Here is a 23,791-nt window from a genome sequence, read left to right on the forward strand (position 1 = left end):
AGAATAGAATTTATATTTCATTGTCACGATCGGGGCAAAATGAAGATAGAGGCCTTTTACCTCCGGTCTGAAGGGGGAAATGAGCGATTCGCTTTGCCCACGGGGGCGGAGGTTAAGGATGAATGCATCACCGGGGGAAACACCGGGTAAAAATGCAGAGAAGGTGGATTCTCTGCATCTTACCCATCACGAAAAAGATCAGTGCAGTGCGGGCCAGTAGCCTTCGTTGGCGACGATCAGTTCATCGAGGATGGCTTTCGCCACCGAAGCGCTGGGCACCGTTTTCGACAGGGCGATGGCCTGCCACAGTTTCTGGTAACTGCCCTCAATCCAGGCGTCAACCACCAGTTTCTCAACTGCCACCTGCTGCTCCATCAACCCTTTCTGGAATGACGGGATTTTCCCCATCGCCAGCGGTTCCGGACCATTAACGCCCACCAGGCAGGGGACTTCCACCATCGCCGTCTCATCGAAGTTGGCGATGGCTCCGTTGTTCTCGACGATCAACAGCATCCGCTCCTGGGTGTTAAAGGCGATGGCGCAGGCGAGGTCGACGATAAAGGTGGCATGGGCCCCGGCATGGAAATGCGCGCCTTCCGCCGTGCCGCGACGGGTGATCTCCCGGGCCATATCAAAGACCTCTTTTTCGCGTCCGGCCATCACCTCGTTGGCCCGCGTAAACTCCGGGTCGGAATGCGCCACTTCATAGTCCGGGTAGAGATAGTATTTCAGATAGGTGTTAGGCAGCGTCGTCGGATCGAGGGCAAACACATCCTTCACCTTTTTAAAGGTCTCGATCCAACTCGGCGCCTTATGCTGAAAGTCTTCTTTTGGGCTGCAGTATCCCTGCTCCGCCACGTGACGCTTCAGCGCCGGCATCAAATCGTTACCGGCTTTATCGGTGATGCTGGTCCACCAGCCGAAGTGGTTCAGGCCATAGTAACGAACGTTCAGCGCTTTGCGCGACGGCAGGCCGAGGATGTCGGCGAACAGACCCTCGATAGCCACCGGCATATCGCAGATGTTGATGATGCGCGCGTCGGGCCGCAGGCGACGGGTCGCTTCCGCGACGATAGCCGCCGGGTTGGAGTAGTTGAGCATCCAGGCCCCTGGAGCGTACTGCTGCATATAATCGACCAGCTCCAGCACCCCGGCAATCGAGCGCATACCGTAGGCAATCCCACCCGGACCACAGGTCTCCTGGCCCGGCACGCCATATTTCAGCGGGATCTTTTCATCCTTTTCCCGCATCTCATACAGGCCAACGCGAATATGCGCCATCACGAAATCGACGTCGGTAAAGGCCGCCTGCGGATCGGTGGTATAGCTGAACTTCACCTGTGGGAAGCGTTCAGCCACCAGGATGGCGCAGGCGTCGCCGATAGTCTTCTGACGCTGGTGATGGTTGTCATACAGACGGATCTCCCGCAGGGGAAAGCGCGACATATTTTCCAGTAACATCATCACAATCCCAGGGGTATAAGTACTGCCGCCGCCGGCAATGGTGACCACAAAATTATCTTTCATTTACCACCTCGTTATTCAATAACACCCAGACTGGCGTTGACCGCCGTTCGAATTTTGTTAACTCCCAGGCCATAGATAACCTGGACATGGTTTCCTTTAATCAGCACGCTGCTCCCGCCGCTCTCTTTCAACAGCGTCTGCTGGATAAGGGCGGGGTCCCGCACATCAACCCGCAGACGGGTAAAACAGTTGCCCACCGCACAGACATTCTCTTTCCCTCCCAGCCCGGCAATCACCAGCGCGCCTTTATCCGGATGCTCGCTATTAGCCTGTTGCGAATGCTCATCTTCGGCTGCGGTTTCGCGGCCCGGGGTGAGCAGCCGCAGACGGGTAATACAGAAGGTGCCGACCAGGTACATGGTCGCGGTTTCCAGCAGACCGAGGGCGACAAACACCGGCCAGCGCGTCGCGCTGACTCCCGCCGGGAGGTTATAGACGACGAAATCGATGAGACCGTTAGTGGCGCAGACCCTGACGTGAAGCAGCCAGGCCAGCATCTGGAAAAAACCGTCCAGCAGGGAGTAGATAAGCCACAGCAATGGGGCGGTGAAGATAAAGAGAAACTCAAAAGGTTCGGTGATCCCCACCAGGACGGAGGTAACAATCAAGGGGATCAGCGTGACTTTCAACCGCTGCTTATTCTCCGGTTTCGCCGTACGGTAGAAGGCGAGCGCCATGCCGGCGGTGCCAAAAATCTTCACCATCCCATAGGTGAGGAAACGGGCGGAATCACTGAGCGCGTCAACGGGGTGGCGGGCGATTTCGGCCAGGAAAATAGGCTTAGCGCCAATGACGGTCTGACCATCGATCAGCAGCTGACCGCCGATAGAGGTAAAAACGAACGGCGACCAGATCAGATGATGCAGCCCGGTGGGGATCAGGAACCGGTTGAGAAAGCCGTACAGGAAGACCCCGATGGCGCCAAAGGATTTCATAAAGCCGGTCAGCGCCGAAATGCCCAGCTCCACTACCGGCCAGAGATAGACGGTGGCGATGGCGAACATGCCAACCAGCGGCAGCATCACGATCAGCACCAGCTTACTGTTGCCGTAGATCGACAGCGCGCCGCGAAACTCAATCCCAACCACGCGATTATGGACAAAGGCGACAGCGCAGCCAAGGATAATCCCAAGGAATACGCCCATATCGATAACCTGAAAACCGAAGATAAAGGTTTGTCCGCTGCCGTACAGTTGCGCGTTGGTGGCTCCGGTCGCCAGGCGATGGGTGAGGGTTAGCCAGCTATTATTCGCCGCCAGGTACATCAGCCAGGTCATGGCCGCCACGAAGGCCGCTTCGGCCTTGCGGGTTTTCGCCAGACCGCTGGCCAGCCCAAGGCAGAACAGAAACCCAAGATGGTTCATCAGCGCCCAGAGCATACTGGAGACAAATTTCCCCATCAGGTAGAGCCCGCTGCTTTCATCCACCCACAGCCGGTTGGTCGTCATGCTGAACAGGGCGATCAACAGGCCGATAGCTGGCAGATACAGCACCGGCCCGATCATCGCCTTGGAAAAGTCCTGAAGCTTTTTCACTCCAATCATGGTTGTCCTCTCGTCTTTGCAGACCGCTGTCATCACCTGATGAATAGGCTTATCAGACTAGGAGCAGACCACCGGGATCCCGAGCAGGAAAAGGGCCATCTGTGACGAAAGTCATATATATTATTGCTGGACAGATATATAAATATGGCGTGATTTATAGATGTGTCATTGTTGATTTTTTCGCTGCAAGATAAAAATAATCATCTAATTACATGAAGTTATTCATGGTTACCGTTGACTGGCGCCACTCCATCGAGACATCTAAAAGTGATTTATAAAAAGATTGCCACTGAACTGAGGACCCGCATCAACAGCGACGACTATGCCGTCGGCGATATGCTGCCCAGCGAAAAAGCGCTCGCCGCGGAGCTGAAGGTCTCGGTGATGACGCTGCGCAAAGCGCTGGCGCTACTGGAGGAAGAAAAGCTGATCGCGCGGCGGCACGGCAGCGGAACCTGCATTGTGCGTAAAAGTAACTATCATGGCGGGGAACTGGAGGGCTTTAACTACCAGATGCAGGTGGTGGGCGTCACCAACTACCGTAACAAAGTTATTGAATTTACGCTGCTTGATGCCCCGCCAGCCATTGCCCAGCAGTTAAAGATCCAGCCGGGGGAGAAAGTGTATTACGTCAGACGGCTGCGGCTGATCGATGAGGTCCCAATCCTGGTGGAAAACAGCTATATCCCCTTCGCCACCTTCCCCTGGCTCAGCGTGGGTAACCTCGAGCAGTCTAAGTTCAACTATTTCAAAAAAGAGTGCCATATAACCATCATCGAGAGCCACCGCAGCTATACCCCGGTGCTGGCGACCCGTGAGCAGGCGGAGCTGCTGCAGGTGGCGCCAAACAGCCTCCTGCTGCGGGTGCAGTCGATCAGCTACGCCCAGAACCGGGCGATCGTCGATTTCTCAGAGATCTACCAGAACACCAGTAAGTACAATGTGAAGCACATTACCCGCCGCTAGAGGATTCAGACCAGCCATCCCCGGGCGATCAGCTCTATCCCCAGCGCCAGCAGGAACAACAGAAAGCCCTGACGAAAGCGCTGCGGGCTGAGACGCGAGCGGATCCGCTGTCCCAGCCACATGCCGAGCAGCGCCGGCAACAGCGCCAGCGCCGACAATAGCCATGCATCATCATGCCAGCCATCGTGCAGGGCGAGGCCAGCCGCCAACGCCAGGGTGGAAAGGGTGAACGACAACCCCAGGGCCTGCACCAGCTCGTCGCGACGAAAGCCCAGCGCCTGTAGCCAGGGAACGGCCGGAATAACAAATACCCCGGTCGCCCCGGTGATAACGCCGGTCAGCCCGCCCATGAGCGGCGACAGCCACTTCTCCACGCGGCCGGAAACCTGAAACACCGGACTGCAGAGCGCATACCCGGCATAGACTATCAATGCGGCGCCAAGCGCCAGCGCCGACCACCGAGGATTGAGGCCGATCAGCAGTAAGGATCCGGCCAACGTGCCAATAATAATCCCGGTCATCATAAGCCAGAGACGGCGTACAATCTGCGCCAGCGCCGGGCCTGCCAGTAACTGCCAGAGATTGGTGAGCAGCGAGGGAAGGACCAGCAGCGCCGCTGCGGCCTGCGGCGGCATCAGCAGGCCAAGCAGGCCCATCGCCACGGTGGGCAATCCCATGCCGGTCACCCCTTTGACCAGCCCGGCGGCAATAAAGATCAACAGGAAAGAGATCGTGTGTAAATCGAACATTATGGCTCACTTTTCAGGGTAGAAAGGGGCATTGAAACAGCTGGTCGTGAGGGCCACAATGCGGTATGTTGGCCATAGACTACGGAAAAACCGAAGGGAAAGGAGGGCCTGATGCGACTGGATCTGGCCGATCTGCGGCTATTTATCGCCATCGTGGATACCGGCAGTATCACCGGCGGAGCGGCGAATGCCCATCTGGCCCTGGCGTCCGCCAGTGAGAGGCTGCGCAAGATGGAGGCCGAGATCGGCGTGCCGCTGTTGCACCGTCATGCCCGCGGGGTGACGATGACAGAGGCCGGGGAGGTACTGGCGCGCCATGCCCGCCCGCTTCTTGCGCAGCAGCAGCGTCTGCGCCAGGCGATGCACGCCTTCGCCTGCGGTCAGCGGGGGACGCTGCGCCTGTTCGCCAACACCTCGGCGATGTCGGCCTTTCTGCCGGGGAAGCTCGCCGCCTGGATGGCAGCGCACCCGGCGGTGCAGATCGAAACCGAAGAACGCACCAGCGCGGATATCGTCAGCTGTATCCTGGCGGGCGTGGCGCAGGCCGGAGTGGTGTCCGATGCGGTCGACCCCGGGCCGCTGCGCCTCGATCCCGTCGCTGACGACCCGCTGGTGCTGATCGTGCCGCCAGCTCGCCCTCTGGCCGAAAAACAGGAAGTGGCGTTTGCGGCGGTGCTCAACGAGCCGTTGGTCGCCCTCTATCAGACCAGTGCGCTACAGCAGCATATCGAACAGCACGCAGCTGAACTCGGCCAGGCGCTAAACGTTCGGGTCAGGATGAGCCATTTTGCAGGGCTTTGCGAGATGGTGGCGCACGGCGCCGGCGGGGCGATCCTGCCGCGCGTTATTGCCGAGCGTTACCGGCAGCGCTATTCGTTTGCCGTCATCGGGTTACAGGACCGCTGGGCGCAGCGCCGTTTGTGCCTGTGCTACCAGGATGACGCCAGCCTGTCGCCAGCGATGCGCCGCTTACTGGAATGGCTTCGTCAGCCTTGAGAATATCAGTGACAGTGTCACTTTTCATGCCCGTTATTGCTACTGACATCCGTGCCAGAGATGCGATAGTAGAGGTCCGCTTTTATTAAGACGCGAATCAGGACAGACAAGATGAGTACATTACCAAAGGTCGCGGTGCTGGGACTCGGCGCCATGGGACACGCTTTTGCCAGTAACCTGCTGAAAAACGGCTTTACCGTTGCCGGCTGGAACCGTTCGCCAGCCCGCGGCGAAGATTTACAGGCGCATGGGTTATCTCTGCACGCCACGCCGCAGCAGGCGGTGGCCGATGCCGAGGTGATCATCAGTATGCTCGCCGACGGTGAGGCCACCCTCGAGGTACTGGCGCAAATCGCGCCCGCCTGTCAGCCGCAGGCGATCTATTGCCAGATGGGCACCATTGGCCTGCCGGAGACCCGGCAGGCCATCGCTATGTTGCGGGAACTTCAGCCAGCGATGACCTATATCGATGCCCCGGTGTCGGGGACCAAAGCCCCCGCGGAGAAGGCACAGATCCTGGTGCTCGCCAGCGGAGATAGGGAAAAGGGCGCCGCTGCCGAACCGGTGTTTGCGGCTATCTCCCGCGGGACGCAGTGGTTTGGCGAGGCGGGCAACAGCCAGAAAATGAAGCTGGTCCTCAATGCCTGGCTGATTTCGATGATGCAGGGCATCGCGGAGAGCGCCCAGCTGGCGAAGACGCTGGGCTTCACCCCCGACCAGCTGTGGAGCGCCCTGGAAGGCGGCCCGCTGGCGGCGCCCTATGTCAAAGTGAAACTGGACGCCATCGCCAGCGAGCAGTATACCCCGCAGATGCAGCTGGCGCATGCCCTGAAAGATGCCCGGCTGGCGCTTTCCCTGGCCGAGCCGCACACCATGCCGGGGCTGGAAAACATCGCCGAACTGTGGCAGCAGGCGGCGGACGCGGGATATGCCGGAGAGGATTTGTCTGCGGTATATCAGTGGCTGTCGCCGTCGTCAAAAGCGTAGTTTCCTACCCACGCCTGGAAAGAAGTGGCCATGGTGGCCACTTATCCTGGCGGATGGGGCATCAATTCGAATCTACCGTACGTTAGCTTAAGCTATCAATCCATTCGCTCTGGCGCGGATTCAGCCGGCGATAACAGTGTACCGACACCGCCAGCTGCGTCAGGTCGGTGAAGACCATCGGATCGAGCTGTATATGCTTTTTAATTTGCTGCAGCCGATAGGTGAGCGTATTACGATGAATCCCCAACAGCAGCGACGTTTTGCCCGGTTCGGCATTATTGGCAATAAAGCTGCTCAGGGTATCCAGCAACACTTCGCCGGAATCATGCTCAAGCAGCTGGCGTACGTTATTGATAAAAAAATTGACCATATAGCTGTCTTCCAGCACCCTGAACAGGCAGAGCATTGCCATTTCGCGAAAGTAGTAGATCTGCCGCTGCGGCTGCACTTTGCTACCCACTTCGATCACCGAGCGGGCGAACCGAATGGCCTCGCGAATGTCCGGGGCGCTGTCCGTCTGCACGCCAATCCCGATATGGTAATGGCTTATCTGATTACTCAGTACAAACTCAATGCCCCGCAGCAGAGTTTCCTGGGCTTCGCTTAGCGCGTTGAGGATCAATATTTCATGGCTGCCCAGCAAAATAACGTCACTTACGCCGGAGAGCTGCGAGAATTCCCGCAACAGCGTACTCAGTATGTCGCTTAACTGATGCTGTTCGACCTGCACGGTCACTACGATCGGAACCCGCGGTGTATCAAAATCGAAACCAAGTTCCAGCAGGCGATGAAGCGCTTCTTGCCCGGCGGGCGTAGCCCCTTGTTCCAGATACTGACAAAACAAGGTGTCACGCAGACGTTGCCGCCAGTTGGTTTCCCGCATCTCTATGGCCTGGCGGACCAGCAGTTCGGCGGTGAGCACCGCCAGTTCAGCATAGCGGCTTATCGCCGCGGGATCGCCGCTGATGCCTACCACCATCACCACGCGATCGTCATAGATAATGGGATGATTAATACCAGGATGCACGTTGTGAAAACGCGCGGCTTCCGCGGCGTTGTTAATACAAATGCGTTTCCCGGTGCGTATTACCTCCCGGGCGACTTCATGCTGTTCGCCGATACGATGCCGTTCACCTGAGGCAATGATCTGTCCATGATGGTCAATCACATTCACGTTATGATGAATTATCGCCATTGCCCGGGCGACAATTTCATTAGCCAGCGCTGTTGTAATAATCATACAGTTATCCGCTTATGTGCCTCTCCGCGCCACCCGCTCAGAAAGGTTCGTAGAACATTCTCCGCGGCGTCGGCGAGGAGCGGTTCGCATGTGTTCATCGACTCTGCCAGCGCCATAGGGCGCTGGCAAATAGACCACATTGCGTCAATATGGTGTTGATATAATTGCCGGCTGCTCTCATCACGCCCGCCGCAAAGGGCCACAACCGGCACGCCATGGCGTGCGGCTTTGCCTGCCACGCCCACCGGGGCCTTACCAAAGGCGCTCTGCCGATCGAGCCAGCCTTCACCCACGATCGTCAGCGCGGCATCGCGAAGATGGTCGTCGGCGTTAAGCAGTTCCAGCACCAGGTCAATGCCCGGACGCAGCGTGGCGCCGGTATAGGCGATAAGCGCAGCCCCCATACCGCCCGCGGCCCCGGCGCCGGGCCGCTCGCTGACGTCGAATCCGAGGGTTTGCGTAAGCAGCTGGCTATAATGCGCCATTCCCGCCTCCAGCTCGCTGAGCGCTGCCTCGTCCGCGCCTTTCTGCGCCCCATACACCCAGGTGGCGCCATGCTCGCCAAGCAGAGGGTTAGTGACATCGCAGGAGGCCTGTATTTCGCTTTGCTGTAGACGCGGGTCCAGACCGCTCAAATCGATGCGCTGAATATGCGCCAGGTCCTGACCTGCCGCGGGAGCCGGCAGCAGGGTGCCGTCCTTACGCCAGAATCGTGCGCCGAGCGCCTGGGCAAAACCGATGCCGCCATCGTTGGTCGCGCTGCCGCCCAGGCCGATAATCAAGTGCCGACACCCGGCGTCCAGCGCCGCCTTTACCTGTTCGCCCAGCCCGTAGCTGCTGGCCTGACGCACATCCCGCTGCGCTGGCGGCGTGAGTTCGAGCCCACAGCTTTGCGCCATCTCGATAATGGCCCGCTCGCCGGGCAGGATCAGGAAATCCGCCTGCACGGAGAGGCCATAAGGCGAGGTACAGCGCTGCTGTTGCCACACCGCCCCCTTAAGCAACGGACTATCCGCCAGAGTCGACAGCAGTCCCTCTCCGCCGTCGGACACGGGCATTTCGACCAGTTCCAGCGTCTGGTCAACCCGGCGCAATCCCTGGGCTACCGCTGCGCAAGCGGCCTGCGCGCTACAGCTACCTTTAAACGAATCCAGCGCGATAACAATCTTCATACGTTCTCCTGCGTTAATGCGCTTTGCGCGGCGTTTTATCGGTGGTCATGAGCTGTAATAACATCCCCAGCAGCGCACATCCCGCCATGGTAAAGAAGGCGTAGATATAACCCGCTGGATTTTCCCAGCCGCCGCCAAACTGAATGAGCCAGCCCATAAGCAATGGCGAAATGCCGCCGCCGATAAACATCGCCGTGGTGATAATTCCGTTAGCGGTAGAGGTGGCGCGTTCTTCGGCGGAGTCCGACGCCATGGCGTAGTAGATAGGCCACACGGCGTTGGCCACCAGGCCAAAAAATAGCTGAATGGCGATAAGGCGCGGCATATTGGTGGCGAAATAGAACAGCGCAATGCCGATACTCATCCACAGACCGCAGACGATCAGGGTTCGTTTACGGCCAAAGCTATCCGACAGCCAGGGCCAGATTACCTGACCCAGGGTACCGGTAAGCGTGAAGATAATACTCAGCCCGGCGGACGCCGCCAGCGACAGGCCGGAGACGTGATAAAGATACGGGGGCAGTACAACGTTAATGCCCATATAGACGATTTGCGTCAGCAGGGTATTGCCCGCCGTCAGCGAAATATTGCGGTTGCGCAGGGTGCGTAAAAAGGTCTTCATCCCTTCGCCTTTGGCGACATGGCTGCTTTCCTGCGTCGCCGGGCGCGTCAACCCCTGGCTGTCGATATGCTGATAAAGCGTGTTGATGCGGTCGGCGGTAGAATATTTTGCCCAGAAGATCATTAGCGGGATGGCGACGAGCAGCGCCAGCAGGAAGCAGTAGCGCCAGCTGCCTTCGCCAAACGTGGCAAGCACCAGGCTTGCCACCACGCCGCTCAGCAGCGCGCCAATCGGATAGCCGGTATGATGCACCCCCAGCGCAAAACCGCGCTTCTCTTTCGGCCACCACTCCGCGGTGTTGCTGACGCCGACGGGTTCGCCCCAGCCGGCCCCAAGGTTGACGCCCACGCGCAGCAGCACAAAGGCCGTCAGCCCGTGGCTGATCGCTTTTATCCCGGAAATAAAAGACAGCGCGGTATAGCCCAGCACCAGCGGTACCTGAAAGCGCGCTCGTTTCCAGCCAGACCCGTAGCGATCGCTCCAGATGGAGCCGGGAATATCCAGCACCGCAAGGGCTACCATGATCAGGGCGACGATATTGCCCCACTGTTCCGGCGAGAGCGAGAACTCCTTAGAGATGACCGGGCCAAGGCGCAGGATCATCTCGCGATCGTAGGCGTTAAGCACCCAGATTAGCCAGCAAACCAGTAGCGAAACCCAGGAGAAGCGATGTATCAGCCGCTTTTTGCCACGTTGTTCGCCGGCAGGTGTGTGATTGATTGTTGTCATAGTCGTGTTTACTCCGCGGCGTCGCGACAGCATGATGCGCGCCGCCTGGTGTCAGGGTCAGAGTCAGTTCGCCGGGTATTATTGTTATCGCGGCGAGCCGGTGGTTCGTTTAGCCGGCGAAGCGCCGTTCCGCTACGCCGGTCACGCCCAGGTCGTAAATGGCGAACAGGCTGCCGCGCAGCTGATTATCTTCCGGGAAGCGCGGCAGGGGCGGCTGCGCCATGGAGGTGACGTACAGCACATCAAGGTTTTCGCCGCCGAACATCACGCTGGTCACTTTTTTCACCGGCATCTCAATGATGCGATCGACCTTGCCCTCCGGGGTATAGCGCACCAGCTTGCCCGCGTAGACCAGCGCGTTCCACAGATAGCCTTCGCTGTCCACGGTGGCGCCGTCCGCCGCGCCGCCTTCGCTGCGATCGACATGGCAAAAGACCCGTTCGCCGGAAAGATCGCCGGTCGCGGTGTTGTAGTCCCAGGCGCAGATTTCGCCCGTCCAGGTATCGGCAAAATAGAAGGTCTCGCCGGAGGGGCTCCAGCAGGGGGCGTTAGAGACGATAATGTCTTTCTTCAGCACGTGCAGGGACAGATCGGGGTCCAGGCGATATAGCGCGCCGCTCGGTTCCTCTTCGCGCATATCCATTGACCCGAACAGAAAGCGTCCCTGACGATCGACTTTGCCGTCGTTGAGCCGGTTAAAGGGTCGGTCCGCTTCCGGATGGTGCAACAGCGTCAGCTCGCCGCTGGCGAAGTCGAGCAGATGAACGCCATTCTGCAGCGCCACCACCGCGCCTTCGCCGTTCTGGCGCAGGGCGAAAGAGCCAATTTTCTGTCGCACGTCCCAGCTCTTGATCGCGCCGCCCTGCGCGTTGCAGGCGAACAGGCGCCCGTCGAGGCTGTCCACCCACCAAAGACGCTGCTGTTCGACATCCCAGACCGGGCTTTCGCCGAGTCGGGTTTTTAAATCCAGTAACACTTCAATGCGCATAATGGCCTCCTGATTACACTTTTTCGCCGTGGGCCTGTTTCGCCGATACGGAGCCTGGGGATGAGGAACTTTTGAGAAACAGGGACACCAGCGCGCCGATAATCAGTAGCGCGACAGCGAACCATAAGCCGGACGTTGCCGCACCGGTGCGGTCCTCAAACGCGCCGAGAATAAACGGCCCGAGAAAGCCCCCGCACAGCCCGAGGCAGTTGAGCAGGCCGAAGCTGCCCGCCAGCATATGCCCGCTCATGATGGACGGGAGCCAGTTAAAGATGATGGATTGCATAGCGAAGAACATGAAAGCGGCCAGCGAGAAGCCAAGCAGCGCCACACCGTGGCCGGCAATGGCGCCAATCGCCATGCCGGTCGCCATGACCAGATATCCGGCCATCAGCATGCTGCGGGAACGCTGTTCCGTGCGGGCGAATCGCGGCAGCAGGATCCCACCCGCGGCGGCGGCAATCCACGGGATGGCGGTCAGCAGACCAACCTGCAGCGGAGTAAGCTGGCCCCAGCTACCGATGATCCCCGGCAGGAAATAACTCAGGCCGTAAACCGAAAACTGATGGGTAAAGTAAATCAGCACCAGCAACAAAAAGACTCGGGTGGACAGCGCGTTTTTCAGGGAGAAACGGCTCGGCGTATGGCGCGTTTCCTCGGCTTCTTTCGCCAGTACCGCGTTAATGGCTTGCACATCGTCGCTGTCCAGCCAGCGGGCGTCGGCTGGTTTATCCGGCAGTCTGCGCCAGACGACGAACGCCAGCGCTATCGCAGGCAGCCCTTCGATAAAGAACATCCACTGCCAGCCGTGCCAGCCGGACATGCCATCAAGGCTTAATAACAATCCGCCCAGCGGCGCGCCGATAATATTGGCCAGACAGACCCCCAGCAGGAACAGGCCGGTGGCTTTTGCGCGCTCTTCGCGGCCAAACCAGAGGGTGAGGTAGTAAATAATGCCCGGATAGAGTCCCGCTTCGGCGGCGCCGAGCAGAAGGCGCATCACGTAAAAGGACGTAGGCCCGGTGACAAACGCCATACCGCAGGAGAGGATGCCCCAGGTAATCATGATGCGAGCTATCCAGCGCCGTGCGCCAATCCGGGTGAGAAACAGGTTACTGGGGATCTCCAGCACTGCGTAGGTGAGAAAAAACAACCCGGCCCCGAGGCCGAATGCGGTTGCGGAAAGGCCGATATCCACCGACATGGTCGCTTTCGCCATGCCAATATTGGTACGATCAATAAAGCTGATGATGTACGCCACGATAAGCAGCGGCATCAAATGGCGGTAGATTTTTTTATGGGTGCGTTGCAGCTGCGTCCCGTTTACCGCCTTTTCATTTATTGCGGACATGGTTATTATTTCCCCGTATTCGTGGTAAGAAGCCTTGCCGGGATCGAGACGATCCCGTTCGTCAGCTCACAGGTTGTCGCCGGGTGCTGACCCGAACGACGCCCGGCCCGAAGCCCCACTTCGGGCCGTCTTTTGCTAAGCGCCTTCGCGCTCGAACAGCATAGAAATCCCCTGGCCGCCGCCGATGCACATGGTGACCAGACCAGTGCGTGCGCCGCTGCGCGCCATTTCATACATCAGTTTGACCGGCAGGATCGCACCGCTGGCGCCTACCGGGTGGCCGAGAGCGATCGCGCCGCCGTTGACGTTAACGCGGGCCGGGTCGAGACGCAGATCGTTCATCACCGCCAGCGCCTGAGCGGCGAAAGCCTCATTGAGTTCAATTAAATCAATGGACTGCACATCTATATTGAGACGGTCCATCAGGCGTCGGGTGGCGGGAGAGGGACCAAACCCCATAATCTCCGCCCCGCAGCCGGCGACCGCCCAGCCGCGAATGCGCATGCGCGGGGTTAAGCCGCGTTTTTCCGCCTGCTGGCGGGTCATCATCACCAGCGCCGCCGCGCCGTCGTTAATGCCCGATGAGTTGGCCGCCGTCACCACGCCGTCGGCTTTAAACGCCGGACGCAGCGTGGCGAGCTTTTCACGCGGGGTGTCGCGCGGGTGTTCATCGGTCGCAAACAGGCGGGTCGCTTTTTTGCCGTCCGGCACCTCAAGGGCCAGGATCTGCTCGCGAAAGCGACCCTCCGCGATCGCCTTCAGCGCCTTCTGCTGGCTCGACCAGGCAAAATCGTCCATCGCTTCGCGGGTAATACCGAAGCGTTGCGCGACGTTTTCCGCGGTGATGCCGTTGTGATAAGGGCCTTCCGGCCAGGTGAGAATGGAGATCAGGCCATCTTCCAGCTCGCCATGGCCCATGCGATAGCCATCGCGCGCTTTACGCAGGTAGTAGGGCAGCTGGGTCATATTTTCAGTGCCGCAGGCGACGACCACCTCGGCCTGGCCGCTTTGCAGCTGCATCATGCCGTCCGCCAGGGCCTGAAGTCCGGAACCACACTGGCGGTTAACGGAATAGGCGGTGCTCTCCTGCGGGATCCCCGCGCGCAGTTGGCAGATGCGGGCGATAAAACCGCTTTCGGCGATTTGCCCGACGTTGCCGACGATCGTTTCGTCGATATCCTGCGGCGCAATCCCGGCGCGGGCGATCGCTTCGCGAATGACGGCGGCCCCAAGGTCATGCTGATGGGTATGTTTAAGACTGCCGTTAAACGTGCCAATAGCGGTACGGACGCCGCTGACAATCACAATATCATTAGCCTGGGTCATTGTTTTTCTCCTTACAGCACCATGCCGCCGCCGACGTTAATCACTTCACCATTGATATAGCGCGCGCCATCGGACGCCAGAAACGCCACACACTCGCCGACGTCTTTCGCCTCGCCGGCGTAACCCGCGGGAATTTTGCTGATCATGATTTGCCAGACGTTTTCCGGTACGCCGCGCGTCATGTCGGTGTCGATAAAGCCCGGGCAGATGGCATTCACCGTGACACCTTTTTTCGCCAGTTCGCGGCAGGCGGTTTTGGTCATTCCCACCACGCCGGCTTTTGACGCCGAATAGTTGGTTTGCCCGACGTTGCCAAGCCAGCTGGCGGAAGCGATATTGATAATGCGGCCCGCGCCGCGCTCGCGCATGCGGATAGCGGCCTGCTGCATACAGAGGAAAGTGCCTTTCAGGTTAACGTCGATAACCGTGTCCCAGTCCGCTTCCGTTAATTTATGCAGCATGGCGTCGCGGTTGATTCCGGCGTTATTCACCAGAATGTCTACCGGGCCAAACGCCTCTTCGGCCTGGGAAAACAGGGCTTCGACCTGCGTTTTTTCAGCGATATTGCAGCTGATAAACAGCGCCTGTGCGCCCGATTCGCGCAGGGAAGCGGCGGCGGCTTCGCCGTGTGCATCACGATCGGCGATAATCACTCGCGCGCCTTCCCGCGCAAGCACCTGGGCAATGCCAAAGCCGATACCGCGTGCGGCGCCGGTGACAATGGCGGTTTTACTGGCAAGTTTCATAGCAATGTTCCTTATGAGTCAGAGGATGAATTCCGGGACAGATGTTCCGCGAGACCGCAGGGCGGCGGGGCGAACAATCGGCTGTCCATAACCTGAAGATCCGCGGCGATCGCCGGATGAAAATCCATATGCGCCAGGATGTCGCGCTCAAGATCGATGCCGGGGGCGATTTCCGTCAGCACCGGTCCTTCCGGGCGCAGTTCGAAAACCGCCCGTTCGGTGACGTAATGCATGGTTTGTCCTTTGGCGCGGGCCAGTTCGCCGTTGTAAGAAATCTGGTTTACCCCGGCGACGAATTTACGCACTTCGCCTTCGCGGCGGATATGCAGCGCCCCGTGTTCACAGGCGATCTCCAGCCCCTTGGCGGTAAAAGAGGAGCAGAACACGACGTGGCGGGCATTCTGGGTGATATCGATAAAACCGCCCGCGCCGGGGCAGGATGCGCCGAGCCGTGTGGCATTGACGTGCCCGTGCGGGTCCATCTCGCCGGCGCCCATAAAGGTGATGTCGACCCCTGCGCCGTTGTAGTAGAGCATTTGATCCTGGTGGCTAATCATCGCGCTCAGATTACGGCCGATACCGAAATCCACGCCACCCGCCTGCTGCCCGCCGTAGATCCCTGACTCGACGGTGATGGTGACCTGCTCGCCGAGCTGTTCCTCATGAATGATGGCGCCAATCACGTCATTGGGTATACCGGTGCCGAGATTGATGACGCAGCCGGGGGTCAGATAGCGGCAGGCAATCCGCCCGATAAGCTTGCGCAGGTCCAGCGGCAGCGGCGCATTTTGCGCGGCGGGCAGCTGGATATCGCCGCACAGCGCTGGGTCGAAGGCCCAGCTTGAAGTCTGGCGGTGATCCGTCTGCGGCTCTTCGCACACCACAATGGCGTCGATCAGGTTGCCGGGAACGGTGATGCTTTTCGGATGCAGCGAGCCTTTCGCTACGCGATATTTCACCTGCGCCAGCACCTTCGCCCCGTAGCGTCTGGCGGCGAGAACGGCGTGCAGGACTTCCAGCTTCATCACCTCTTCATCGGTCGTGAGGTTGCCGTCTTCATCAGCATGGGTGCCGCGCACAATGACCACGTCCAGAGGAAGAGCCGGATAAAACAGATATTCGTCGCCGCGAAACGTGACGTGCTCGATCAGATTGGGTCGTTCGCGGGTGCGGGCGTTCATCCTTCCGCCCTCTATGCGCGGATCGACAAAGGTACCGAGACCGACGGGAGAAAGCCGCCCCGGCAGTCCGGCGGCCATCGCGCTATAGAGATGAACGATCTGCCCCTGCGGCAGGCACCAGGCTTCCACTTCGTTGTTGTTGATCATCGCCATCCAGCGCGGCGCCAGGCCCCAGTGCGAACCGATAAGGCGGGTCACCATACCCGGATGGGCAAAGTGCTGGATACCGCGCTGGCGATCGCTTTGCCCCGCGGCATGCAGTAGCGTCAGGTCACGCGGTTCGCCCGCGGTCAGAAAGCGCGCTTCGATGGCGCTTAAAATGGACTCCGCCGCGCCGATAAGCGTCATCCCGACGGTGCAGACGGTGTCGCCGCTGGCGACCCACCGCGCCGCCTCATGGGCGTCGATAAATTTGCTGCTCACTTTTTATCCTCCGTTGATAGCGTGATGATGGATTCTGCGAGACGCGTTTTGAGCTGCTGTTTGCTCACTTTGCCGTTGTGGGTACGCGGTAAAGCACGGGTGAAAATAATGCGCGCCGGTAGCTTAAAACGGGCGATTTTGACCTTCAGCCAGTCGAGGATCTCTTCGCTGGTCAGGTGATGCTGGCCATCCGGCACGATAAACGCCACGGGCTCTTCGCCGTAGACCGGGCTGGGGGTCGGGATGACGGCAACCTCCCGTACTCCCCGATAGGTAGAGAGAATGTTTTCCAGCTCCAGTGAGTAAATTTTCTCGCCGCCGCGATTGATCATGTCCTTGCTGCGGTCTTTGATGTACAGCCAGCCTTCGTCGTCGAGATAGCCCAGATCGCCGGTACAAAACCAGCCCTGCGCATCGCAGCTCGGGCGTCGCTCGCTGTGCTGCCAGTATTCGCGGATCACCACATCGCCTTTTAGCCAGATATGGCCGATTTGTCCGGCGGGGAGGGGCTGCTGGCGATCGTTGCGGATGGTAATGGCGAGACCCGGGATCGCCTGACCTGAACTGCCGCATTTATCGCTGCCCCAGACGTCGCCCGGAAAAATCGTCGCAGGCGAGGTCGTTTCGGTGAGGCCGTAGATTGGCTGAATCGCGGTATGCGGGAACAGGGTTTTTAACTCCTTGATCAGTCCATCGCTCAGGTGGCCAGCGCCGCAGGCAATCGTGCGCAATGCCGGAAAATCGCTGGGATGGTTGGCGCTCTGCTCACGCGCAGCCTGGCAAAGAAGGATAAAAATGGTGGGCGAGCCGTGCAGAAAGGTAATGTTCTGCTCGCGCAGGGTGGTGATCACCTGCGGGGCATTGAACCGATGCTGCAGCCAGATGCTCGCGCCGAGGCTAATAAACAGCGCCAGCAGCGCCGACAGGCCGGTGATGTGATAGATAGGTACCGCCAGGATGGTGCTATCCGCGGCGGTGAGATTCAGTTTTTGCGTATAGGCGTCAATCGCGCAGAGCAGGTTATTGTGGGTGATAATCGCCCCTTTAGGCTCTCCGGTGGTGCCGGAGGTGAACATCATCACCGCCGTATCGTCGCGGTTAACCGGGACCGGCGGGCGGGTCAGCGGTTCGGGAAGGCAGAGCGCCTGCCATTCGCTGAGTGAAACCGCACGCGCGTCGGGGGTGTTTTTCAGCCAGTCCTGCACGGTCGCATCGAACAGGACAACCCGGGGAGCGATATGGCCTACCAGCGCCTCGCTTTCGGCCTGCTTAAGCTTGGTGCTGAAAGGCACCACTTCGATGCCCAAACCCAGCGCGGCAAAAAGGACTTCGCAAAAAGCGGGGTGATTGCCCCAGGCCAGCAGAATACGGTCGCCTTTGCGCAGCGACCAGCCGCGATCAAGCTGCGCCATCGCCCGCTGTACCCGCAGATGAAAATCGCGGTACAGATAGCGCCGATCCTCAAACGCCAGCGCCAGGGCATCCGGGCTGCGGGCGGCGCTGTGGCTCAGGGCCTGGTACAGATTCTGGAAGTCGGCGGAGGTGCTGTTCATGTGTCTCTCCTGATATCGCGTATTGAGTAGGAGTAGTCTGGGGAAATTCAGGAGAGGAAATTGCCGAATGGCTCACAATAGAAAATCAACAAAACAGAAGCAATTTTGTAACATTGCACAATGGGCAGGAGAGACCGGGTGGGGGAGAGATATCCGCGAATCAAACCGACGTGAATAATGCCAGAGGACGCTATCTTTTAGACCCGTGTTAACCGGGCCTAAAAGAGTGAAGGGGTCAGCCCTGCCGCTTAGCGTTTACAGGCATCGAACTCGAGCCGTTCGCCATCGGGGCCGCGAATAAGCAGGAAGCGCACGTTGTCTTCTTCTATCGGCCCTTCATCGAGCGGATAACCGAGCGCCGCCAGCCGCTGCTGCACCGCATCCAGGTCGCTGACTTCCAGCGCCAGATGATCGATACCGCAGCGAGGGGCGTCAAAGGGCGTTCCAGCGGGAAGCTGATACAGCTCGAGGACGGCGCCCGCCATTTCCAGGAACGCAACTTCAATAGTGCCCTGTGGCGATGGCTTGCTAAACCGCTGCTGGCGCTGAAAGCCCAGCGGTTCATAGAAGGCAAGCGAACGCGTTAAGTCACTGACCTGATAGCCAATATGAGCAATCGTGTTGATAAGTTCGCGCATGTTATACCCCCTTACGCACGCACCAGAAGCCGTAGAAAGCGACATACACAAAGCACAGGAGCGGAGCGATAAAGGCGATTTGCATATTGCCGCCGTTCATATCCGAGATAATGCCCATCACCAGCGGAATTACGGCCCCGCCGATAATCGACATCACCACGATCGAGCCTGCGGTCTGGGTATCTTTCCCCATCCCTTTGATCACCAGACCAAAGTTCGTCGGCCAGCATGGCGCCATACAGAAGCTGACCAGAATGAGCGCATAGACCGCCAGCATTGAACCGCTGAAAACGGCAATCAGTAACAGGGCGGTGGCGGCCAGGGCAAACGTTCCGAGCAGCATCGCCGGATTCAGACGGTTCATCAACCAGGTGGCCACGGTTTTTCCCACGGCGTAAATCACCAGAGAAGCCAGCAGCCAGTAAGTCGCGGAGTGCTCGCTGGTGCCTTGCTGCACGAGCTGCACAAAGCGAATCGTGAAGCTCCATACGCCAACCTGGGCGCCGACGTACAAAAACTGCGACAGGATCCCGAGGCGAAAGCGCGGGATAGCAAACAGGCGTTTCAGCGTTGGCCCCATGCTTTCCGTCGGGAGTTGCTGTTGTTGAGCGGGCGCGCCCTTGCACGACGGGAATTTAATAAACACGAACACCAGCGCCAGCACCACCAGTACGGAGCCGATAATCAGATAGGGCCCGACTACCTGACCAACCATCTGATGGCGGGCAACGTCTGCAGCGGCGGCGGGCATCGCCAGCAATTGTTCATGACTCGGATCGTTTTCGCCAAAGACCATCAGCTGGCCAATTAATACGCCGGAGATCACGCCCAGCGAGTTGAAGATCTGCGAAAAGTTAATACGCTGGGTGGAGGATTGAATCGGACCCAGCAGGCTGGAGTAGGTGTTTGCCGACGTTTCCAGAAAAGAGAGTCCGCAGGCGATAACTCCGAGGCAGGCGAGGAACGCGCCGTAGGTCATGATCTGTGCGGCCGGAACGAACAGGAAGCAGCCGAGGGCGTACAGGCACAGCCCAATAATAATCGCCGCTTTATAGGAGAAACGCTTAATCAGCGCCGCCGCGGGCAGGGCGACAAAAAAGTAGCCGAGGAAAAAAATCGACTGCACCAGCGCTGTCTGGGTATCCGTTAAATCGAAGCCCTTTTTAAACTGGGCGATCAAAATATCATTCAGGTTGCCCGCCATCCCCCATAGCGCAAACAGGCAACAGACCAGTAAAAATTGCAGCCAGGGGGTATGGGGTAAATACGCACTGGTGTCCAGTTTTTCTTTTTGGACCGCTGCGTTATCGACCTTATCCGTGATTAGCGTACTCATTGAGCTATCCTCTTAATGTTTTTTATACAGTAGGGTTTATGCCATTTCATAATCAGCGGCGGCACGGAGAAGCCGTTCCTGTGCCTCCAGGTACTCAGGTAAAGATGAGGCGCCTTGCTTTTCGACACTGACGGCGGCATAGGCCGCCGCGAATCGGGCTGCGGCCTGTAGCGGTTCCCCGCAGGCCAGCCGCGCCGCCAGCGCGCCGTTGAAGGCATCGCCCGCACCGGTAGTGTCTCGGGGGTGAGAAGGAAAGCAGGGAATAGGGGATTTCACCCCATGCTCGCTCAGCAGGGCGCCGCTGGCGCCGAGAGTGATAATGACGTTGCGCGCGCCCTGAGCATGTAACACGTCGGCGGCCTCAGCCGCGGCCGTCAGACTGTCAACCCGGCGTCCGGTCATTAACCCGGCCTCCGTGGCGTTCGGTGTAAGTAAATCCACTTTGCGTAGAAGGGCGTGCTCAACGGGCTGCCAGGGCGCGGGATTGAGTATTACCAGGGCCCCGGCTTGTTTGCCGGCGTCTATGACCTGTTCAATAGCAGAAAGATTGTTCTCCAGCTGAACCAGAACCACATCCGCGCAGCCGATAGCGGGAATGCAGCCGGCGATTTCATCATCGGTCACCGTCATATTCGCGCCGGGATCGACGGCAATCATGTTTTCGGCATCGTTACCGGCGACATAAATCAGCGCATTGCCGGTGGGGATCTCTTCGGCGACCAGCAGCGTCACAGCATTGAAGCCCACGCCTTTCAGATGACGGCGGGCAAAATGGCCGAAGGTGTCATTGCCAATCTTGCCGATATAATGGACATTTGCTCCCGCTTTTAGCGCGGCGGTGGCCTGGTTCGCCCCTTTACCTCCGGCGCTGGTCATACTTCCGCAGGCCACTAACGACTCACCTGGTACCGGAAAGCGATCCACCCTGGCGACCATGTCGAAATTGAATGAACCAAAAACACAGACTTTTCCTGACATCATTCGCTCCTCTATACCAGCTCGGGGGAGTGCAGCGCGGCGGACAGTTCGCGGGACATGGTTTCCCAGGCCAGCTCGAGCGGCATATCAGCGCGGAATAAACCGCTGCTGCCCATCACTAATATCTGTGCGCCGGCGCCCAGCAGCGCGCGGTAGGTGTTGCGGTTACAGGAGCCATCGACTTCCAGCAAGAAGCGGAGGCTGCCGGTCTCTTTGAGCTGATGAAGCTGCGTAATTTTGGCGAGCATTTCAGGAATAAACGGCTGACCGGCATAGCCTGGGTCGACGGTCATCACCGTCACCTTATCGAGCAGATGCAGATAGTGCTGGATGCTCTCAACCGGTGTGGCGGGATTGAGCACCATTCCCACCTCTTTCCCCGCCTGACGAAGCATATTGATAACCCGGAACGCTTCGCGGCAGATGGTCTCCGGATGCAGTGAGAAGGCGTCTGCGCCGGCGTCTAACAGCGCCGGTATAAACGAAGCGGGCGCTTCGACCATCAGATGGACATCGATAGGAAGCGAGGTGTAGGGACGGATCTGCGCCACAAAGCTGGCCGACAACGCCAGATTTTTGACATAGTGGCCGTCCATGATGTCGACATGCAGCCTGTCGGCTTTGCTGTTTAGAAAGCGCAGCTGTTCCGTCAGCTTCATCATGTCCATACACATCAGCGAGGGAGAAAGGTAATAACGCATAAGGCCTCATTTATTCCGGTGGTGGCTGAATTCAGGCAAAGTCTGGCCCTGCCGCGGTAAGCAGCGTTTCGACATTGCGCGTATTAACCGTCACGTCATGACGGCGTACTCAGGCGATTTGCAGGCTGACGTTATGCCAGGTCATCTCTTTTTCCAGCAGCGGATCGACAAACCTTTCAGTCACCAGACAGTCCAGCTCGCCCAGTCCGCCGATACGCGCGACGCCGGTTCGCCCCAGCTTGCTGCCGTCGACCAAAGCCACAGTCTGACGGGCGGCCAGCAGCATCTGTTTCAGCAGGGCGGCGTGGGCTTGCGTACCCGCATACAAGCCGCTATCGCGCTCCAGCCCCTGGCAGGAGAAAAAGAGCGTATCAATGGCATATTCGCGTAGCGTTCGTGAAGCGGTTTCCCCGAAGAACGACTCTTCGGTCGGGGAGAAATCACCCCCCAGCCCGACGAGATGCAACGAGCGTCGGCTCATCAGAGTTTGTAAGATGCGAATGGAGGGCGTAATCACCGTCAACGCCATCTCCGGCATCTGCCGGGCCAAAAACCAGCTGGTGCTACTCCCGTCCAGGACAATGGTCTGTCCCGGTTGGAGAAACTGCAGTGCTTTACGGGCCACGCGCATTTTGCCTTCGCTGTGCAGCAGCGTTCTGTGCTGAAAGCTTCCCTGGCTATCTTCAACTGGCAGGGCGGATGCCGCCGCCCGGGTCGCCGGCAGCGGATTTTCCGCCGCCAGCGCTCCACCGTGGCTTCGGGTTAAGATCCCTTTGCGTTCCAGCTCGCTCAGATCGCGGCGAATCGTTTCCCTGGAGACCCGAGTCGCTTGCGCAATCTCATTCACCCGCATGACGCCGTGTTGGCCCAGCAGTTCAACAATCAAACGATGACGTTCCAGCGGCAACATAGCTCTCTCCTGAAGTACATAATCAGATTACCTTTCCCTTGCGCAGAGCGTTGAGACCTCGGGAATGTCCCACGAAGGCAAGCTATCCGCAGCCGAACACTGTGATAGCGCACGCATTTCGCTTCACTTCCGTCAGCGGTTTGCGCTATTTCGCCCGTGATTCAGGCATAAACAAAAACAAACAAAAATAAATGCAAGATTGCTTTTGCGCCCATTTATGCCCGATTACGCCTGCTCTGCAAGGTTAACGCTTATTTCCTGCTGCTAATTAAAAACAAATGAAAATAAAAAAATGCTAATTTGATCACGTTATTTTCATTTAATGCGTTTTTAAATGGATTTAAGCCAAATGTCAGCATTAAATGAAAGCAATTAAAAACAAAGGACAGGATAAGACCATGAATGAAACAACCCATCGTTTTGCACGTTTAGTTGATCTGAGCGCAGTTCAGGCCACCAGTACCGAAGCGGATGTTCGCGCCTGCGCCGAGCTGGCTGCCAGATACAACATTATTTCCGTCCACGTACTGCCTTGCTGGACGCGCTTTCTCAGTACGTTGCTGCCGCAGCAGGGTACGGGAGAGGTGATGATTGGCGGTCCGGTCGGCTTTCCCGGCGGTGGGCATACCACCGATACCAAGGTTCAGGAAGTGCGGCAGCTGATTGCCGACGGCGCTCGGGAAGTGGATATGGTCGTGAATATCGGCAAAGTGCTCTCCGGCGATTATGACTATGTGCGCGAAGATTTGCGCCGCGTGGTGGAAGCCGCCGCGCCGGTTCCGGCCAAAGTGATCCTTGAAACGCACTATCTCAATGAGGAGCAGATTCGCCGCGTGTGTGATATTGCCGTAGAGGTGGGGATGAAGTGGGTCAAAACCTCTACCGGCTGGGCGCCCACCGGCGCCACGGTAGAAAAAGTCAGGATCATCGCCGACCAGCTTAAAGGCCGAATCGATATTAAAGGCGCCGGAGGCATTCGCGATCTGGCCACGGTGCGCGCGCTCTACCAGCTTGGCGTACGCCGCTTTGGCATGAGTCATGGCGCGGTAACCAAGGTGCTGGCTGAACTGGAGCAGCACCCGGAACGTTTTCCCGAGCTGAACGCCGATTAAACTGAGAGACCGCGGG

21 protein-coding genes are annotated in these 23,791 nt (G+C 58.6%); 4 read left to right on the forward strand and 17 right to left on the reverse strand.

What is annotated here, in order from left to right; all coding sequences use genetic code 11:
* Positions 1–198 precede the first annotated feature (198 nt).
* Both KHQ23_RS24810 and KHQ23_RS24815 read right to left on the reverse strand, forming a co-directional pair.
* Positions 199–1,527 carry a 6-phospho-alpha-glucosidase gene (locus tag KHQ23_RS24810; RefSeq protein WP_032412224.1) on the reverse strand — a complete coding sequence of 443 codons (1,329 nt, stop codon included), beginning with the start codon at positions 1,525–1,527 and terminating at the stop codon, positions 199–201.
* A gap of 11 nt (positions 1,528–1,538) precedes the next feature.
* Entirely contained in the window at positions 1,539–3,071 is a 1,533-nt protein-coding gene (locus KHQ23_RS24815; RefSeq protein WP_016528926.1) for a PTS transporter subunit EIIC, read from the reverse strand.
* 267 nt (positions 3,072–3,338) lie between these two features.
* On the opposite strand from KHQ23_RS24815, the gene KHQ23_RS24820 reads away from it, so the two are divergent.
* On the forward strand, positions 3,339–4,037 hold the full coding sequence (locus tag KHQ23_RS24820; protein WP_002904825.1) for a GntR family transcriptional regulator: 699 nt from the start codon (positions 3,339–3,341) through the stop codon (positions 4,035–4,037).
* A gap of 5 nt (positions 4,038–4,042) precedes the next feature.
* Here KHQ23_RS24820 and KHQ23_RS24825 read toward each other — a convergent pair whose 3' ends face one another.
* Complete coding sequence (locus KHQ23_RS24825) at positions 4,043–4,786, reverse strand: sulfite exporter TauE/SafE family protein (RefSeq protein ID WP_032434536.1); 744 nt, start codon at positions 4,784–4,786, stop codon at positions 4,043–4,045.
* Positions 4,787–4,897: 111 nt separating this feature from the next.
* Here KHQ23_RS24825 and KHQ23_RS24830 point away from each other — a divergent pair, with 111 nt between their 5' ends.
* Together KHQ23_RS24830 and KHQ23_RS24835 are read left to right on the forward strand one after the other, a co-directional pair.
* On the forward strand, positions 4,898–5,782 hold the full coding sequence (locus KHQ23_RS24830) for a LysR family transcriptional regulator (RefSeq protein ID WP_004190135.1): 885 nt from the start codon (positions 4,898–4,900) through the stop codon (positions 5,780–5,782).
* A gap of 111 nt (positions 5,783–5,893) precedes the next feature.
* Positions 5,894–6,769, forward strand: coding sequence for an NAD(P)-dependent oxidoreductase (locus tag KHQ23_RS24835; RefSeq protein WP_032434538.1), 876 nt, complete (start codon positions 5,894–5,896; stop codon positions 6,767–6,769).
* Between the two features lie 82 nt (positions 6,770–6,851).
* Here the strand turns inward: KHQ23_RS24835 and KHQ23_RS24840 are convergent, their stop codons facing one another.
* From KHQ23_RS24840 to KHQ23_RS24905, 14 genes are all read right to left on the reverse strand, one after another.
* Complete coding sequence (locus KHQ23_RS24840; RefSeq protein ID WP_004190131.1) at positions 6,852–8,009, reverse strand: sugar diacid recognition domain-containing protein; 1,158 nt, start codon at positions 8,007–8,009, stop codon at positions 6,852–6,854.
* Entirely contained in the window at positions 8,006–9,181 is a 1,176-nt protein-coding gene (locus KHQ23_RS24845; protein WP_021314357.1) for a glycerate kinase, read from the reverse strand. The genes KHQ23_RS24840 and KHQ23_RS24845 overlap by 4 nt, the downstream gene beginning before the upstream one ends.
* A 13-nt stretch (positions 9,182–9,194) precedes the next feature.
* Positions 9,195–10,565 carry an MFS transporter gene (locus KHQ23_RS24850; protein WP_004176181.1) on the reverse strand — a complete coding sequence of 457 codons (1,371 nt, stop codon included), beginning with the start codon at positions 10,563–10,565 and terminating at the stop codon, positions 9,195–9,197.
* 76 nt (positions 10,566–10,641) lie between these two features.
* Positions 10,642–11,520, reverse strand: coding sequence for an SMP-30/gluconolactonase/LRE family protein (locus KHQ23_RS24855; RefSeq protein ID WP_004148392.1), 879 nt, complete (start codon positions 11,518–11,520; stop codon positions 10,642–10,644).
* Between the two features lie 13 nt (positions 11,521–11,533).
* Positions 11,534–12,871 carry an MFS transporter gene (locus KHQ23_RS24860; protein WP_002904838.1) on the reverse strand — a complete coding sequence of 446 codons (1,338 nt, stop codon included), beginning with the start codon at positions 12,869–12,871 and terminating at the stop codon, positions 11,534–11,536.
* A 135-nt stretch (positions 12,872–13,006) separates the two neighbouring features.
* Positions 13,007–14,197 carry a thiolase family protein gene (locus tag KHQ23_RS24865; RefSeq protein WP_004179834.1) on the reverse strand — a complete coding sequence of 397 codons (1,191 nt, stop codon included), beginning with the start codon at positions 14,195–14,197 and terminating at the stop codon, positions 13,007–13,009.
* 11 nt (positions 14,198–14,208) lie between these two features.
* Positions 14,209–14,943, reverse strand: coding sequence for a 3-oxoacyl-ACP reductase FabG (gene fabG / locus KHQ23_RS24870; RefSeq protein WP_002904841.1), 735 nt, complete (start codon positions 14,941–14,943; stop codon positions 14,209–14,211).
* Between the two features lie 11 nt (positions 14,944–14,954).
* Positions 14,955–16,547, reverse strand: a complete 1,593-nt coding sequence (locus KHQ23_RS24875) for an acyl CoA:acetate/3-ketoacid CoA transferase (protein ID WP_004179836.1) — start codon at positions 16,545–16,547, stop codon at positions 14,955–14,957.
* Entirely contained in the window at positions 16,544–18,100 is a 1,557-nt protein-coding gene (locus tag KHQ23_RS24880; protein ID WP_021314359.1) for a class I adenylate-forming enzyme family protein, read from the reverse strand. The genes KHQ23_RS24875 and KHQ23_RS24880 overlap by 4 nt, the downstream gene beginning before the upstream one ends.
* A gap of 248 nt (positions 18,101–18,348) precedes the next feature.
* Complete coding sequence (locus KHQ23_RS24885) at positions 18,349–18,738, reverse strand: VOC family protein (protein WP_004176179.1); 390 nt, start codon at positions 18,736–18,738, stop codon at positions 18,349–18,351.
* Position 18,739: 1 nt separating this feature from the next.
* Positions 18,740–20,074: an L-fucose:H+ symporter permease gene (gene fucP, locus KHQ23_RS24890; protein WP_002904849.1), complete on the reverse strand. Its 1,335-nt coding sequence runs from the start codon at positions 20,072–20,074 to the stop codon at positions 18,740–18,742.
* 36 nt (positions 20,075–20,110) lie between these two features.
* The gene (locus tag KHQ23_RS24895; protein ID WP_004184063.1) at positions 20,111–21,052 is read right to left on the reverse strand and encodes a ribokinase; all 942 of its coding nucleotides are present in this window, start codon (positions 21,050–21,052) and stop codon (positions 20,111–20,113) included.
* An 11-nt stretch (positions 21,053–21,063) separates the two neighbouring features.
* A complete protein-coding gene (gene alsE, locus KHQ23_RS24900) occupies positions 21,064–21,753 on the reverse strand; it encodes a D-allulose 6-phosphate 3-epimerase (protein ID WP_004151641.1) in 690 nt (229 codons plus the stop codon).
* Positions 21,754–21,862: 109 nt separating this feature from the next.
* On the reverse strand, positions 21,863–22,663 hold the full coding sequence (locus tag KHQ23_RS24905; protein ID WP_004143408.1) for a DeoR/GlpR family DNA-binding transcription regulator: 801 nt from the start codon (positions 22,661–22,663) through the stop codon (positions 21,863–21,865).
* 362 nt (positions 22,664–23,025) lie between these two features.
* Here KHQ23_RS24905 and deoC point away from each other — a divergent pair, with 362 nt between their 5' ends.
* Positions 23,026–23,775 (forward strand): deoxyribose-phosphate aldolase, encoded by a 750-nt coding sequence (gene deoC / locus KHQ23_RS24910; RefSeq protein WP_032416188.1) that lies wholly within the window; start codon positions 23,026–23,028, stop codon positions 23,773–23,775.
* The last annotated feature ends 16 nt before the right edge of the window (positions 23,776–23,791 follow it).

It is taken from the genome of Klebsiella sp. 64, assembly GCF_018223915.1.
In the GTDB taxonomy this organism is placed as follows: Bacteria; Pseudomonadota; Gammaproteobacteria; order Enterobacterales; family Enterobacteriaceae; genus Klebsiella; species Klebsiella pneumoniae.